This is a genomic window from Burkholderia vietnamiensis LMG 10929, from assembly GCF_000959445.1.
Taxonomy (GTDB): domain Bacteria; phylum Pseudomonadota; class Gammaproteobacteria; order Burkholderiales; family Burkholderiaceae; genus Burkholderia; species Burkholderia vietnamiensis.
This window is the reverse complement of record NZ_CP009630.1, coordinates 694012-709011: the sequence shown is the minus strand read 5'-3', so window position 1 is coordinate 709011 and position 15000 is coordinate 694012. Positions and strand designations below refer to the sequence as shown.

Here is a 15000-nt window from a genome sequence, read left to right as displayed (position 1 = left end):
TCAACTCGCCTCACAAAAAAACGATTTCATAACACGCACCTTAATCTCCGAATCTCTAAATCACTCGCTCTTATAATGTAGATCGAATACTCGATTCAATACGTTTCGCCGATTTAAATATGCCGACGAAAACGTCGTTCAAGCGACGACGCGTGAAATGTTACGCACCATTCGACATGAAACCGACTTGGCATTGGGTTAGCGCTTTGCCGTGCGCCGGCTCGGCGCAAGCGCGGCGCCCGGGCGAGCATTGCGACGATGCGTCGATGCGATGCCCAACATCCGGGACGCCGGTCCGCAGCGAACGCAGGCGAAATAACGGCATCGCCAATTCCAGTAACGCAATGCCGTATTCGCTCAAAATGTTACGCATCATTCGTTATGAAAAATTCACACGGACATTTTCGATTTACACCTACATTTACCCGGCGGTCCACAAGTATTCCAACCGCAGTAGCAGGGGTTCCCGTTTATCTTCGTCCAAGGAAATTTCTCATGAAATCCAGCAAGCGCAAGATCTGTCAGGTCCTGGCTCTCGTCGTCGCGGGCATGGGCGCATCGGTGGCGATGGCCGCCGGCCCGGTGCTTCAGGGCGGCGGCTCGTCGCTCGTCGCACCGACGATCGGCGCCGTGTCGCCGGCGTCCGGTGAAATCGGCCTGTTCGGCACGTCCGAAGGCACGTTCACGTACTACTCGGTCGGCTCGGGCGCCGGCCAGAACGCGTTCCTGAACAACCAGCCGACCTTCTTCGGCTCGGGCGTGACCGGCACGGTGCATTTCGCCAACAGCGATGCCGCGCTCACGACCGCTCAGGTCAGCGCGTACAACAACACGGGCCTCGGCACCAGCAACGGCCCGCTGATCCAGATCCCGTACATCGTGACGGCCATCACGGTGCCGGTCGTCAACGGCCCTGCCGTGACGAGCACGACGACGCCGCAAACGACGCCGGGTCAGGCGCACAGCGTCGCGCTGAACGACGACGACCTGTGCGGCATCTTCTCGGGCAAGCTGACGAACTGGAACCAGGTCACCAACCCGGAAACCGGCTCGGCCTATCCGCTGAACAAGGCGATCTCGGTCGTCTACCGTGCGGACGGCAGCGGCACGACCGAACTGCTGACCCGCCATCTGCACGCGGTTTGCACGACGGCCAATACCAAGACCGGCGTGTCGTTCGTCGATTCGCTGACGTTCGCGAACACGGTCGCATTCCCGTCCGGCGTGCCGGCGAACTTCGTCGCGGCGTCGGGCAGCGGCGGCGTGCGCGCTTCGCTCGCGTCGTTGTCGGCTGCCGGTACGGCCGCCGTCGCGTATCTGAGCCCGGACTACACGAACACGTTCCTCGCGTCGCAAAGCTCGGTCGTCACGTCGTCGGGCGCGCTGCAACTGCCGATCGCGAGCCTGTACAACACGGCGGCCAAGGCGTACTACGCCCCGACGTATACGAACGCCAAGACGGCGCTCGGCACGATCGCTCCGCCTTCGGGCATTGCCGCCAGCGATCCGACCAACTGGGTGCCGGTGTCGGGCTCGGCGTATACCGCATTGGCGAACCCTGCATCCGGTTATCCGGTCTCCGGCACGAGCCAGATCATCCTGAGCCAGTGCTATGCGAACGGCGCCGCGGCTACGGCGATCCACGACTTCCTCAACAACCACTACACGAACGCGAGCTACGCGTCGGTCGTGCACGGCAACGGCTTCGACACCGTTCCGTCGAGCTTCCAGACCGCGATTTCCGCGAACTTCCTGAGCAACTCGAGCGGCAACTTCCTCGACATCAACGACTCGACCATCTGCGGTTCGGGTGGCTACGCGGGCCGGTAAGCCGGATCGCTTCCGAATCGGCGCGCGGATGAAGCGCGTCGAGTGACGGACGGAGCCCCAAAGGTCGGAAGCCGACCTTTGGGGTTTTTCATTGCGGACAGCGCAGCGATTCACGCGAGCCGTGGTGAAGCGATGCATCGGGTTCGAACCGAAAGGAGAGAGCCGAGCGCCTGCGCGATACGGCGCTGCCCGATGCGGCACAGTGAGCCGATAACCGATCGCTCTGGGGCCGAAGCACACGGCGTCTGCGACTGCCCCAGCGTCGATGAAATCCCGCCAAGCACTACGCGCGTCACATCGCCGATCTCGATGTCGACTTTCCGCGGCCGGCGACCGACGTCACCCGTCGCCGCCCCGTCAGCGCGCGTCCCGCTGCGACGCGCGCTTCAGAACCGGTTCAGCTTCGCCAGCTCGTCCTTGCTCAGCAGCGTCTTCTGCGTCGCCCCCGGCGCGCCGAAGCCGAGCAGCGAAACCGAATTCGACGAATCGTAGCCGACCTGCTCCGGCCTGCGCCGCTTCGATCCGCCATCCGGACCGTTGTCGCCGAAGCCCTCGACCTGCACGCTGATCGTCCAGCGACGCGGCGCGACGCCCGACGCGTTGTTCTTCGCAATGTCCTGCGCGGCCTGGCTCGCGGCCGAGGCGGCCGAACTCGCGGCGGTCAACGCCCCGGTGTTCACCGCCTGCACGAGCGGGATGCCGTTCACGGTGCCCGTCACCTGGATGTTGTCCGCATTCACGACGTGCAACGCGGCAACGTTCAGGTTGCCCGCACGAATGCCGGCGTCGCCCGCATCGACGGTGCCGCGCGGCGCGATCAGATTCACCGTGCCTTTCGGCGCGCCCGGTATGCTCTGCAGCGTCGCGATGCCGGCGCCCGTCACCTGCCCGCGCGCGTCGACGGTGCAGTAATGGTTCGCGTCGCACACGTACTGCGGCGCCGGCGTGTCGGCCGCCGTTTTCGCGCCCTTGCCCGCGTTGATGTCGCCGCTCGAACTCCAGATCGTCATGTCGCCGCCCTGCTCGGTGAAGATCCGGCTCTGCGCGAGCAGTACGCTCTGGTCCGTGAAGATGTCGACGTTGCCCTTCTCGAGCGTCAGGATCCCCATCGTGCCGGGGCCGGCGACCACGCTCCCGGTGCCGTCGACGATCTGCGGCGGCGCCGTCGTGCTGCCGACGAGCGCCTGCCCGCCGGGGCCGAGGATCGTCACGTCGCCGCCCTGCTGGGTCTGGATCGTCGTGCTGCGAATGTCGAGATTGCCGGTCGCGACCTGCCGGTTCGCGCCGTTCGATCCGCCGCCCAGACTGTTCGCCGTATAGCCCAGCGAACCGGGGAACAGTGTGTTGATCGCCTGATAGCCTCGCGCATACTGGCCGCGGTACGGACTCGACGGATCGTTGTAGTCGGCCCCGACCTGCGCGAGCACGCCGAACAGCACCTTCTGCGCGAAGCGTTGCTGCACATACGACGGCAACGCCTGGAATTGCTTCCACGCTTCGGCGGCCGTCAGCCGGCCGACGTTCGCGAGCGCCGCGTCGTGGTCGGCCTGCAGCCCCGTATCGACGCGCAGCCCCGCGTCGTACTGCTCCATGAACGCGATCAACGCCGGCGTCGCGCTCGGCACGCCGGCGACCGAACTGCCCGGCGCGACGTAGGCCGCCACGAAACCGGGAACGTCGATGCCGGGGCCCACGCCGAACAGCACGTCGAGGTTCGCGCTCTGGTGCGGCAGATTCGGGTTGTTCGCGTTGCCGACCGCGTCGATGCCCGTGAACACGTGCGCGATTCCGCCTGTGTTGGCGTGCTGGTTGTAGAGCTCGGCCTGGCTCGTCAGCGGGCCGATGTTGCGGCCGGCCTGGACATCGAACCAGCCAGGGCCGCCGACCGACAGGACCGGCACCACGCCGCTGCCGTTCTGAGGCGTCGGCGTGTCGTATATGTCGCGGCCGGCAACGATCCGCGTCACGTCCGAGCCGCGCAGGTTTTGCCCCCAGAACGCGAGGTTCACGATGTCCTGTCCGGCCTGCACGAGCGACGGCTTGTCGATCGACAGCGTGAGGAGGTTGCGATAGAAGCCATCGCCGTCGGCGGACGTGTCGGCGACGCCGTTGACGATGCTGCCGTTCACGCTGTAGATCCGCGCCGGGGTCGCGTCGTCCCCGTGCAGCGCCGTGCGCGCATGGGCGGCGAGCGTCGCGTCGGTCAGCGCCGGGATCGCGACGACCGGCAGCGGGTTGGTCGGCGACGGCATCGTCGACGGATCGGCGTCCGACAGGCCGAATTGCGTCGCCGGCGCCGTGTCGCTGCCGACCGACAACGCCGCGGCGTTGGACAGGCGCACCGACCGATCCGCGATCAGGTTCAGTTGTCCGCGCGCCGACGGAAACAGCGAACCGCCCGATTCGACGTCGATACCGCCGCTGAATGCGGTCAGATTGACGCTGGCCGGCAGCACGCCGTTCGCACCGGTCAACAGGCTGCCGATTGCGCCGAGCCGGATATCGCCGGTCGTCGACGACACGTTCACCGACGAGGTCGGCGAGTAGCCCTGGCTGTCGGCGTACTGCCCGTAGTACTGCAGGTTGATCTGGTGGGTCGGCGAATCGCCTGCCTGAGGGAACGCGCTCGCATACGACGGATCGAGCACCGCGCCGAGCTCGACACCCTGTCGGCCGGTCACGTCGAACACGCCGTCCTGGGTCGCCAGGATCGTCGATACCGCTACTGGAGCTTGCCCGGGGATCGACACCGGCACCGCGATGTCCGAGCCGATGCTGCCGCCTGCCGAGATCACGCCCGCGCCTTTCGCGACGAAGTAAGTGCCGCTCAAAATGTCGCCGTCGGCGCGTACCGACAGATTGCCGCCGCCGACGGTGACGGGCTGGCCGGTTGCGTCCTTGTACCAGGTGGTCGGCAACGACACCGCGAGATCCGAAATATTCCCGCCGGCACTGAGCGAGACATTGCCGCCGACGCTCATCACGCCCTGGTCGAAGGCGCCGAAATCGATCGAGGTCCGGGCCAGCGGAGCAACGAGTGTGTTGCCGTCGGCCGTTTTCGCGCCGGTGATCTGCATCCACTGCCACCAATACTGGTCGATCGAGTTACCGGCATTTCCGGTCACGGTTCCGTTCGCGTCGATCACCTTCTGCATGCCCTTGATGTCACGTCGCGCATGAATCGTGATGTCGCCGGCCGAATCGGGATTCACTGCCGAAGTCACCAGAACGTCCTGCAGGCCGGCGACGTTGCCATGCGCGATCGCGGTCGTCAAACCGACCGGCGGCGCGCCTGCCGCCGGCGCGCCGGCCGTATAGATCACGCCCGGAATGATCAGCGTCGACGGATCGGCGACCCGCGACGTGTCGAACAACGACACGTCGTTGCCGGCCGCCACGTCGATCGATCCCTTGCCGGTCCGGATCGTTACCGGTTCGACGAGCGTCAAGCCGTTGCTGTCCACGTAGCCCGTGTGCCCGCTCAGCACCACGTTGCCGAGGTTGGCGGAAGCCGCCGCTGCGTTCGTGGACGTCGAAGCCGGCTGCAACGCGAGCGGGTTCGCGCTCGACACATCGGCGCCGGACACGATCCGGTACGACGAGCTTTCGCCGCCGAGCAAGGTCGCGAAAGCGACCGGTAGCGGATTGTTCGCGGTCGGCACGTTCGCCGCCGCGTTGCCGGGTAGCGCGCCGATATTCACGACGCCGGTATCCGGCACCGACGAAGGCGCAATGGGCGCATAGAACACGTTGTATGCACGTACGGGCGGTGTGAACAGGCTCGGGAGCCGACGATTGAAATAGCGTGAATATGCGAGCATATAGTTCGCGTAATCGGCAAGGTAGGCACGCTGCTCCGACAACGTCGCGTTCGCGGCCAGGCCGGTCGGCGGAGTCGGTGCGGCAGGTGTGCCAAAACTCGTAACCGTCCTGGGGGTGTACCCATTCATGTAAGTGCCGGGCGCGGGGCCGCTCGTGAGGTCAGAGCCCCAATAGGCCGTCAGATAGTCGCTGTAGGTCGAATGATCGGCCAGTACCGGCGCCGGCGTAACCGACGGCCTGACCGGCAGAATGTGCCCGGTGTAAATCGATGAGGAATTCGGCGACGTCCACGCTTCGATATCCTGTTGCCACGCGCCGGTATATGACAGATATGCCGAGTAATAGCCACCGGTCTGCCCCGTCAGCGGCGATACCAGCATTGCATTCGGATCCAGCGACGTGAGGCCCGCCGTTCCCCCGTTCGTAAACGTCACGGTCACCTGCGTCGGATCGTCAAGCGACACCAACTGGTCGAATTGCTGCTTCGCGTCCGTATAAGTGCCGGTTGCCGTAGCCGGCCCCGATCCGCCCAGGATCGACGCCACCTGGCTCTGATAAAACCCGTCCGAAATGCTTGCGTACGCATCGAAATCGTTGGCCGCGCGGAACGTCAGCGTCGGCGCGATCGTCGACCGATAGCGGAAATCAGGCGTGATGCTGCCGCTGTTGTTCGGTGCGCCCGCGCCGAGGTTCCAGTTCGACAGCACCGAGATATTGCCGCCGTTGACCGCATGGCCCGGATTGGCGAGCTCGATGCCCGGCGCGACGCTGAAATTCTGCAGCGATGCAGCGGCGAACTGGCCGGCGACGCCATCCGGTCCATGCTGGACGAATGCCATCAGCGTGCCCGGCGCTGCGCCGGACGCGTCGGCGCGATACCCGTAGAACGCGACATGATCGGCGTTGGCGGCCGCGGCGGCGAAGTACGCGCCGGACAGCCCGGTGAAGCCGCTGCCGGAAATCCCGTTGCGCAATTGATCCTCGGTCACCGCCGTCGACTCTCCGGTCGCGTCGTTGACGAGCGTTCCGCCGCCCGCGCCGCCCGGCGTATAGCTGTACGTCGCCGGCGTGCTGCCAGGCACCGTGAACGTGCCCGCCAGCAGATGGCCGCTGCCGTCGTACCAGCCGGCCGGATCGACGAGGCCGTCGAAATGCTGCGAGCCGGTCGTCGCATCGGCGGTGCTCCACACCGCATACGCTTCGACCGTCGTCTTGCGCGACCCGCGCACGCGGCTTCCGTCGAGCACGACGTTGACCGTGCCGTCGCGCAGCAGCGGCGCGCGGAAATCGACCGTGCCGTCCAGCGTGCCGCCGGGCGTACCGCCGGACACGTCGATCGACGCATTCGAACCGAGCCGGATCGCGCCGGACTGCGCGGCCGACACGTTCTCGTAGCCGTAGCTCGCGTTGTACGGATCGGCGACGGCCGGATCGAACGTCGCGCTCGTGCCGATCGCGACCTTGCCGCCGCGCTGGCTCGCATCGGTTGCCTTCGCGAGCAGCGAGCCCTCGATATCGACGCCGCTCTTGCCGTACAGGCTGATCTGCCCGCCCGCCTTGCCGGACGCATCGATCGTCCCCAGCACGTCGACGTTGCCGTTCGCCGCATCCGACGCGTTGCCCGCGCCGCCGTCGGCCGTCAGCGACACCGCGTGAGCGGACAGCGCATTGCCGGCCGACAGCGTCAGGTTGCCCGAGCGCGTGTGAATGTCGATCGACTGGTTCACGCCGCTCGACGCGAGCGTCTTCGCCAGCGCGTCGAGGTCGGCCGCACCGGCCGTGTCGAGCGACAGCGAGCCGCCCGCATAGCCGCTCGCCGCGCCGCCCTTGATCGTGCCGTTCAGGTTCACGACCTGCTTGGGCGCCGACAGCGTCAGGCTGCCCGCCGCGCCGCCGCCCTTCGCGCCCGAGAAATCGAGCGTCGCGCCCGGCTGCAGGTCGACCGTCCCCGCATCGGCGGTCAGCGTGATCGAACCGGCCGGCGCGTACTGCGTCACGTCGAAGAACTGCTTCGACACGCCTGCCGAACTGACCGTCGAACCGCTGCCGATCGTCAGATTGCCGGTGGTCGCCTCGAGGCTCACGTTGCCGGCCGGCGCCGCGATCGTCGCGCCGTTGTCGGCGAGCGTGGCGCCGACGAAGTGCCATGCACCGCCGACCGGCGTCTGCGGCAACGCGGCGCCCGCCGCGCCGTTCAACGTCAGCGCGCCGGCCGTCTTCACGGTCGACGCGGAACGCGTATCGGCCAGATACACGGGCGCGTTCAGCGTCACCGGCAGCGCACCGAAATCGAACGTCCCCGTGCCTTGCCCGACGATGCCGGCGCTCGCGCTCAGGTTCGCCGACGCGAATCCGCTCAGCGACTTCGTGCCGGCGCCGAAATCGATCTCCTGCGCGTTGACCGTCAGCGTGCCGCGGCCCGGCGTGACGGCGCCGTTCGGCGCGCCCGTCTCGTTGGTGAACGCGATCTGCTGCCCGTTCAGCGTCACGCGGCCGCCGTCGCTCGTGAAGGTGCCCGCGCTGAGGTCGACGTGCTTGCCGAACGTCGCATTCACGTCGCCGATGAAGCCCATCGCGCCATAGCTGCGCAACGACACGAGATCGGCGTTCGCGAACTGCGCGAGGCCCGACGGATCGATCACGAAACCGGGCAGGCCCGCCGCGGCTGCGCCGCCCGCATTCGTGAACGTGATCGCCGAGCCGTCCACCGTGATCGCTTTGGCCGACAGCAGCGCGCTCGGGTCGGCCTTCAGCGTGCCGGACGAATCGAGCAGCAGCGCCTGTCCGCCCGACAGCGTCGCGCCCGCGCCGACCGTCAACAGCCCGGCGCCGGTCGCGCCGCTGCGCGTGAGCGGCGCCATCGCGCCGTTCGATACGCGCAGCAGCGCGCCGTCGCCTGCGATCGTGATCGGTTGATCCTTGGCCGCCGGGTAGTCGCCCGCCGCCGCGATCGATGCCCCGGCGTAGACGCGCAAGCCGTTCGCCGCATTCGGATCCGTACCGCTCGCGTCGGTTCTCGTCGCGATCAGGATCTCGGGGCCCTTCAGCGACGAACTTGCGTCGTTCGACACGACCACGCTGTTCGCGATCGGCGTGATCGTCACGCCGTTCGCGGTCGCCGCACGCGTGCCGCCGATCAGCAGGCTGCCGGCATTCAGCGAATCGAGCGCATCGCTGCCGATCTGCAGATAGCCGGCCAATGCCGCGCTGCCGCTGCCGGTGATCTGGATGTCGCGCGACGCGATGTCGACCTCCGCCGGCGCGCCGAGTGCACCGGGCGCCGCGTTGAGCGTCGCGCCGAGCGCCAGCGCCTTGGTCGCGGCGAGCACGAGCTGACCGCCGTCCACCGGCAGCGGCGGCGTCACGTTGCCCTGCTTCGCGGCCTGCGCGGCGAAGAAATCGTTCGCGCCCTTCAGCGTGTACTGCGAATACTGCTGCCAGGTTGCGCCCGACTGCACGTCGAACAGCGTCGGCGTCGCGCTGCGGCCGCCGGTGACCGCGTCGGCGAAGTAGCCGGCCGTCGTCACGGTGCCGTCCGGCCGCACCTGCGTCGCGCCCGGAACGACGTTGCCGCCGGTGCCCGACACCGTCACGCGGTACGCGCCCGGCAGCGTCGCGTACTTGCCCGGCAACAGCGTGTAGTAGCCGGGTTTCAGGCCCGGCACGCCGGACAGGTACACAGCCTTGCCGATCGCGTCGTGCAAGCCGGCCTGGCCGACATCGAGCGTCGCGGTCGTGGTCGTCGGCGTCCCGTTGCTCGCGACGCCCGGCTGCAGCGTCTGCGCGAACATCGGATCGTATGCGGCGACCGGCGACTGGACGCCCGGCACGATTGCGTAGACGTTCCCGGCGCCGGCGTTGACCGGCACCGCCGTTGCCCCGTTGCCGCTCGCATAGCTCACGTTGTATTGCGCCAGCACGTCGCGCGTGCCGCCCGTGCCCGGCACCCATTCGGCGGCCTGCAGATCGCCGCCGCCCGACAGGTCAATCGTCGCGCCCTTGCCGAGCGCGACGCGCGCGCCGTTCACGCCCACGTACTTCGCGGGCGGCGCGTTCAGGTCCCCCGCCGACGCGCCGGCGAGCGGATTGAACTGCCATTCGACGCCGTCGATCGTCGTGCCGTACGGAATGATCGACGTGCCGTTCGAGACCGACGTGACGCTGCCGTTCGCGAACGTCACCGAATCGGTCGCGACGAGCGGCAGCGTGCCGAACTGTTTCTGCGTCGCACCGCTCGCAGGATCGCCGACGCCGAACACGAGCGCGCCCGACGGCGCGCGCACGGTGCCGCCCTGCACGATGTCGGTGGCGTCGACGAGCAGCGTGCCGCCCGCCGACAGTGGCGTGCCGGACGCGCCGGTCGAGCCGAACGTGACGGTGGTCGGCGCACGCTGGCCCGTGACCGGATCGACGGGACCGACCGCATCGACGATGAAGGTGCTGCCGGTGGCCGGATACAGGCTCGCCGCATTGAACGTGACGTTGCCCGGCGTGTACAGCACGCCCGGCAGCAGCGTATTGCCCTGCTGAGACACGCTCGTCGAGCTCAGCCGGATGTCGCCGCGGCTGCTCAGGTTCGCGTGACCGAAGTTGTTGAGCTGGATCTGGTTGCGCAGATCGACGAACGACGCATTGACGTTCAGCGTCGCATCGGACAGCGTCTCGACCGGCGCGAACTGCGGCGTCGACGACGTTGCCGTCGGGCCCGCCAGCGCGACGTACGGCGCGTCGATCGTCACCTTCGTGCCGAGCGGGTGAGCCGGCGCCTGCGACAAAAGGGCGTCGAGCGCCGAACCGGCGGCGCCCGGCTGCTGCGGCGTCGCCAGCAGCGTCTGCAGCTGGTCCATGCCGATCGCGGCGATGCGCCCGCCATTGAGCGTCACCGACTCGGGCAGCGCGAGGCTCACGTTGCCCGCGAAGGCGATCGTCGGCACCGGCGCCGAAAGCGGCGACGGCGTGCTGTCGCCCAACACGAGATTCGCGATCCCCGAACCGTCGAGGCGATCCGCGGCGAACTCGATCACGCCGCTCGGCTGGCCGGCCGCGCTATCGGCCGGCGTCGGGACAGCCGCGCCCGGCGCGAACCCGGCGGGCAGCAACGTGCCGCTCTGCCGCACGACGAGCGCGGTCGCGCCGGGCGAACCGCCGTTCTGGTGCGGCAGGATCGTCAGCGTGCCGCCGCGCGCTTGCGACGCGCCGCCGTGGCCCGCCAGCTTGCCGTCCGCGAACAGCCCGTATGCGGCCGACAGCGTGATCGAGCCGGCGTCGCTCCACACCGGTTGCGACGCATAGGCGCCGTTCGCCTGCAGGCGGTCGAAGTTCGTCGACGCGCCCGAGACGTCGATCGTCGAGCCGGCTTGCGCGACCACGTAGCCGGCATCGCTCGACAGCGTCACCGAGCCGCCGGGCAACACCTTGCCGGTATGCGGCGTGACCGTCGTCGCGCCGATCCTGACCGGCGCGGCCAGCGGATCGGCCAACGCGACACCGGCCGCGTCGAGCGTCGCATCGGCGCCCAGCCACACCGAGCGGCCGGCGCTCGGCGTGAACACGATGGCTTGCCCCGGCTGCGCAAACGGGCCGCCGCCCGTATCGGCGCTCAGCGTGATCGAGCCGCCCGGCGCGACCACCGAGCCGAGCACCGTCACCTGCAGCGGCGAACCGAAGCCGATGCTCGCGCCGGCATCCGCATGGATCGACGCGCCCGACGCCAGCGTCACGGCGCCGGTCACGTCCGCATAGGACGGCGGCGGGCCATTGGGCGTGCTCTGCCAAGTCAGATAGTTGCCGCCCGTCAACACGAGGCTCGTCGGTTGCCGGTGATAGGCGTCGAGTTGCCCGATCGTCGTCAGTCCCGCCGACGCGAGGTTCGCGCCCGAACCGGTGCGCTGCAGCGCGAGCGCGTCCGGCATGCGGTTGCGTTGCGTCAGCGCGAGCGTCGCGCCCGGCGCGATGGTCGAGTCGTAGTACGCGTTCAGCACGTACTTGCCGAAGCCCTGCTGCGCGAAAAAGCTGTCGGGCAGGTACACGTCCCACGGCGAGGCGGCCGAGCGGTCGCCGCCGATCCGCAAGCCGAGCGCCTCGAGCGTCAGCGTGCCGCCGCCCGAAAAGCCTTCGCTCAGTATCGTGCCGCCCATCGCGATCGTGCCGGCGCTCGGCTGCGTGGCGGGCAGCGGCGCACCGCCGTCGAGCGTGTGACCGAACTGCCTGGTCGCGCCGGATGCCGCATAGGTCTGCAACGTGACGTTGCCGCCGCGCCCGACCGGCACGCCGTCGCGCATCAGCAGTTGCCCGTTCGCGAGCATTTCGCCGCCGCTCGACACGTCGAGCACGCTGCCCGGCTGCAGCACGATCGAGCCGGTCGCATCCACGTCGGCGCCGTTCACGCGCGTCGAGCCCTGCATCGCCGACAGCGAGATGCTGCCGCCGTTGATGAACTGGCTGTTGCCGGGCGTGGTGCCCGGCGCGGCCTGCACGTCGTTGTTCACCCACTGGCCGGCCGCGTCGAGCGCGCCGTGCGGGCCGACCACGACATTGCCGCCGCTCGTGACCGAAATCTTGCCGGACGGCGCCGAGACGCGCCCCGCGATGTTCACGTCCGCGCCGATCGCCGAACTGTCGAGCGAAACGGAGCCGCCGGGCTGCAGGTTCAGCTGCGTGCCCTGCGCGACCTCGATGCCCTTGCCGGCGTTCCTGTCGCCGGTCACGTTCAGGCTCGCGAAGCCGCCGCGATTCAGCGTCGCCACCGGCACGACCTGCGCGGCCGGCAGATTGTCCGGATCGTTCGCGGCGAGCGCCGCCGACGCGCTCGGGTCGAGCCGCGTGTCGATCGAAAAGCCCGGCATCAACGCGCCGAGCTGCGGCGCTTCGTTCTGCAGGATCACGAGGCCTGCGATGCCGTTGATCGTGAGCGACGTGCTGGCCGCGGCGTTCCACGCCATCCCGGCCAGCGCGCCGCCGGCCAGCTTCGGGTCCGCGCCGAGGTTGAACGTACCGCCCGACGGCAGGCTGTTGCCCTGCGTCTGCTTCGCGCCGCCGAACGCCTGCGCGCTGACGTCGCCGTCGAGCACCAGCGCCTGCGACGCGAACAGGTCGAGCGTGCCCGCATTGCCGCCGACGATGTAGTCGGCCTGGTACGCGGCGCCCGTCTGCAGCGGGTTGAACCACGACTTCGTCACGCCCCAGCGCGGATGGCTTTCGACGAACTGCCCGGCAATGCCGACATAGCGCTCGTACGGGCTCGCCTGCCCGATCGGCACGATCGCGCCGTTGGCGTCCACCAGCCGCGTCGTGTTCACCATCCCGCCGTCGTAATGCACGTAGCCGCCGTTCAGGTTCATCGACGAACCGGTCGCGGTCATCACCTCGTTGCCGGACAGCGTGATCGTGCCGCCGTTGGTCAGCAGCTGGTCGACGGTGCGCGGAATCAGGTTCACGTAGCCGGACAGGTTCAGGATCGGGCTGCCGACCCACTGCACGCCGTCGCTGCGCGTGCCGGTCAGCGTGCTGTCGACGACCACGCCCTTCAGTCCGAACAGGAAGCTGTTGCGCAACAACGGCGAGTCGGCCAGCTCGTTCTGGCCGATCCGGTCGATGGTCAGCAGCGTCTGCGAGATCGGCGCGTGCACGTCGGCCAGCCCCGATACGTCGATCGTCGCGCCGTCGTCCACGTAGATGCGGCCCGGCACCGCGCTCTGCCCCGGCGTCGAATTCGACACGACGGACGGCACATAGGCCGTCACCGACACGTTCGAGCCCGGCGCCTCGATCAGCGAGCCGCGCTGGAACCACACCGAACCGGCCGTCATCGCGATGCCGCCCGGCGTGAAGGTCGTGCCCGGCGTCGACGTCGCCGTCTGGCCGGCGCTGTCCGCCAGCACGGTGGTCACCGATTGCGGCCCGAAGCTCAGCAGGCCCGCGCGATTGACGTTGTCGGCGCCGCCGGTCCCGCTGGAGACCAGCCCCGAGCCGGGGTACGGATTGCCGAGCGGATCGTTCGACGCATATTCGTCCGCGGTCGAGATCGTGATCGTGCCCGGCGTGTTCACGCTCGTCGTCACGCCGACCACGCCGTTCTGGGCGACGCGGCTGCCGAGCAGGTTCACGTTGCCGCGCGCGGCCTGGACGATGCCGGTGTTGGTCAGCGTGCCGGCGGGCGTGACGTCGATCGTGCCGCCGGTCTGCAGGTCGGTCTTGACGATCTGTCCGCTCAACTCCGGCAACAGCACCTGCGGATTAGCCGTCACGCCGGCGGTGTTGGGGCGCAGGCTCACGCCGACGCCCGCCGCCAGCACCACCTGTCCGGCCGTCGCGGAAATGCTGCCGGCGTTCGTCACGTTCGGCGCCGCGACCAGCACGAAGCCGCCGTCGCTCGCCGTCCCGTTGGTGTGCGTCGTGATCGACGCGCCCTGCTCGATGGTCACGTCGCCCGGCGCCTGATACGCGCCGCTCAGCAGCACCGGGCCGCCGAGCCCGAGCACCTCGTTCGGGCGGCCGATGGCGCCCGCCACGCCGCTCGAACTGCCCGATTGCGGATAGGCCAGGCCGCCCGTCTTGCCGGGCTGCACGCTCAGGAACTGCAGGTTGCTCGCGACGATGCCGTCCGCGGTCGGCACGAGCTGCTTCTTCATGTCGAGCAGGTTCAGCGACGACGCGACCAGCGAATGCACGTTGACCTGCGAGCCGGCGCCGAACAGCACGCCGTTGCGGTTGATCACGTAGACGGCGCCCTGCGCGGCGATGTTGCCGAGGATCTGGCTCGGCCGGCCGCTCGGATCGTTGACGCGGTTCAGCACCGCCCAGTTGTTCGCACCGTTGGTCTGCGTGCCGCCCGACTGGTCGAAATTCAGCGTGGTCTGACGGCCGACGTTCATCGTCTCCCACGTGAGCACCGCATTCTGGCCGGTCTGCTTGACGTCGACGTTCACGTGCCCGTTCGCGTCGACGCTCTGCGTCGGCGCGTTCGCGTTGAACCACAGCACCGGGCTGCTCGTATCGGCCGTCGCGCCGGCCGCCACCTGCAGCCCACCCGGCGCGAGCCCGTTCGGCACGCTCGACGGCAGCTTCGCCGCGGCGGCGGCCGCGTTCTGCTGCGCGGCGATCTGGGCGGCGATCGCATGCGCGGCGTAGCCGAGGTTGCGGATCGACGGCTGGCTCGCCTGCGCGGCCTGCTGCGGCGAGACGCCGAGGTTCGGCATGCCCGGCACGCGGGCCGCGCCGCTGCCGCCGCCTGCGGCGCGCGCGGTGGTCGCGCCGAGATTCATGATGCCGGCCGCGTGCGCATGCGCGGACGCCGCAGCCAGCAACATCAGCGCAGCGGCGCGCACCAGCGGCCGCAGTTCCGAGTTG

The 15000-nt window shown here is 68.7% G+C and carries 2 protein-coding genes; one reads left to right on the top strand and one right to left on the bottom strand.

Translation table 11 applies throughout. The features are described 5' to 3' along the window. Positions 1-495: 495 nt before the first annotated feature. On the top strand, positions 496-1830 hold the full coding sequence (locus tag AK36_RS03385) for a substrate-binding domain-containing protein (protein WP_045577856.1): 1335 nt from the start codon (positions 496-498) through the stop codon (positions 1828-1830). Between the two features lie 386 nt (positions 1831-2216). On the opposite strand, the gene AK36_RS03380 is transcribed toward AK36_RS03385, so the two are convergent. Further along, the gene (locus AK36_RS03380) at positions 2217-14960 is read right to left on the bottom strand and encodes a filamentous haemagglutinin family protein (RefSeq protein WP_045578407.1); all 12744 of its coding nucleotides are present in this window, start codon (positions 14958-14960) and stop codon (positions 2217-2219) included. Positions 14961-15000 lie beyond the last annotated feature (40 nt).

Coding starts and splice junctions, on each gene's coding strand:
- AK36_RS03380 (WP_045578407.1), bottom strand. CDS start 14,960: ATGTTGCTGGCTGCGGCGTCCGCGCATGCGCACGCGGCCGGCATCATG.
- AK36_RS03385 (WP_045577856.1), top strand. CDS start 496: ATGAAATCCAGCAAGCGCAAGATCTGTCAGGTCCTGGCTCTCGTCGTC.